Here is a 2366-nt window from a genome sequence, read left to right on the forward strand (position 1 = left end):
GACAGATTACGCACAAGTATCTATCACCTGTCAATGTTTATTTGTCGTTGTAGGGTTAAAAGGAACTCATACAGATCAATAGAAGAGACTACCCTGCCATTCCATATCAACTGGATGTTCCTCAAGCTCCCCTTCTTAGTTGGCCCTCCGGAGGCAAAGAGTGCATTGTAAACAGTGGACAGGGAACCTACCTGGTAACTCCCAGGAGGTTGGACCTCTCCTGTGATAAGGACCTGGATGCTCTTCAGCTGATCCATGGTAACATAGACCGAAACTAGACTCTCATATCTAGTACCATGTAACGCCTATAAATTCGGATAAAGACGCTTCAGTTTGATTCGAGCATCCGGTGTTGTGAATTGCCAATCAATTTTTCGCGTGCTGTTATTTCGGTCTCTTTCCCATGCAGCCACTTCAGCTTGCATGATTGCCATGTCGGGGATCCGGCGATCAAGACACTGTCCTTTCAGGACGCTGAGTTCGATCTCCGCCATATTCAGCCAGCTGCCGTGTTTCGGCGTGTGATGGATATCCAGTCGTTCCGCCAGACGTCTGGCTTCCTTGGGTTCGAATGTTTCATAGAGTGAGGCAATATTATGGGTGTTCAGATTATCCATAACCAGGCGTACCCTGATTGCACTCGAATAGCGTTCATCAAGCATCTGTTTGATCTGCATCGCCCAATCCTTTCTGGTGCGATGCTCAGTGACCGCTACATGTCTTTTCCCAGCCAGTGGCTCCACTTCCATAAATATCTCCGCTACCCCGTTTCTAACGTATTCGTCGTCAATGCGCACCGGCTGTCCAGGTGCGCACGGTATTGGCTCGCGGACTTCGCCGATCATTTGCTTGCAAGATTCATCCATGCACACCACCGGGTAGTCAGGATCATACGGCATGTGATAGATTTCCAGGACATCCTCCATATGGGCTACAAAGGCCGCACTCCTTTCGGGAGGGATTTTCCAGTACTTGCTGAGGTGAGGCTTAAGTTCGTTTTTTTTAGAACCCGCTGCACGGTCATATGCGACACGGATGCGGCAAAGCTAAGCTCGACGGCCTTGTCGGCAAGGAGTCTGACAGTCCATCGTCGGCGCCCATCCGGGGCATCTGAACAGGCCAATGCTATCAATCTTGCTTCAAATGCTCCGTCAAACGTGACTTCCCGTGGAGGCTTTTCCCTTGGTTTACGCTCAAGTGCCGCTTCGAACCCATCCTCCACAAAACGTTTTTTGAGGTGTTCAATCGCCCGGCTGGTCACCCCAAGTGCTGTTGCAACATCGGAAACATTCCATGCCGGACCATCCGCACCAGCATCACACAGTAGCAAAGCACGGGCATGGATGAATCTTCTGGCGTGGGTCTTTCCGCGGCGTGTCATTGACTCAAGCTCTTTGCGCTCCTCCTTGGTCAGTGTTACTCGATATCTTGGCGACATGGCGACCTCCTTCATTGAGTTGTCGCCAGAATATCATACTTTCTCTAAATACGAAAGATATAATGTTACATGGTACTAGAGAATTGCTTTGAAAGGAAGTCCTTCAGTTCTGAAAACCTGAGCCCGGACACACTGAGACTACCGATAAAAGGCAGATTTATCTTTCCACCACGGTCGACTACTACAGGGATATCCTCATTTATCCCGCCCGATAGATAGATGATGAGGCTGTCCCCCGGCCCTATAACATAATCAGGTGGGGCAGGGAATCCACGAAAAGGGGCAAAACTGGAGACAATTGAGGAGAAAACATCATATCCAAACTGTTTGATGACCTTCCCTTCTAATTCTCTTTCGATCCTTTCCTCCAGCTTCTTTTTGTTCTTTTCCGTTGTTTCTTTTGTTATCTTCTCTTCAAGCTTCTTTATATCCTCTTTTGTTATATCTCTGGGAGTCTTCTTTTCTAACTTTCTAATTTCCTCATCCAGTTTTTCTCTGATCTCGCTTCTGGTTTCCTCCTTTAGCTCCCGTTCTATCTTTGCTGTCAATTCCCTCTTGAGTCTTTCCTGAAACTCCTTTTCTATAGGGGATAGAGTGTCTTTCAACGGACGGGCTGCCACTTCGGTGGTCATGAGCCCACCGGCTTCAGCCTCTTTCTTATCAGTACCTTTTTTTGAACCCACAACCACAACATAATATATCTCATCTGGATCCAGGCCAGTAATAGTGCAAGAGTTGAGATTTCCTGCATCTTTTTGGTCTGTATAGTTGCCAGACTGAAGCCCCCACATTACACTGTAGGTTACCTCTTGACCTTCAAGGGGGATCCAATTGAGATGGAGGCTTTTTACCCCGGGTTTAACTGTTAGACTATTGAGCCAATTGCAAAACTCGACTTCCGAAGGAAGTTGAGACCGCGTAAAGTTCA

2 protein-coding genes are annotated in these 2366 nt (G+C 47.8%); both read right to left on the reverse strand.

Annotated elements, in window-relative coordinates; genetic code table 11:
* Window positions 1-305: 305 nt before the first annotated feature.
* A protein-coding gene (locus QMD03_10035) for an IS630 family transposase (protein ID MDI6777550.1) occupies window positions 306-1438 on the reverse strand; the annotation gives its coding sequence in 2 pieces (ribosomal slippage) (window positions 306-1006 and window positions 1006-1438; 1134 coding nt in all).
* Between the two features lie 65 nt (window positions 1439-1503).
* A partial coding sequence (locus QMD03_10040) for a polysaccharide biosynthesis/export family protein (GenBank protein ID MDI6777551.1) occupies window positions 1504-2366 on the reverse strand: 863 nt, incomplete at its 5' end.

It is taken from the genome of Syntrophales bacterium, assembly GCA_030018935.1.
Taxonomy (GTDB): Bacteria; Desulfobacterota; Syntrophia; order Syntrophales; family CG2-30-49-12; genus CG2-30-49-12.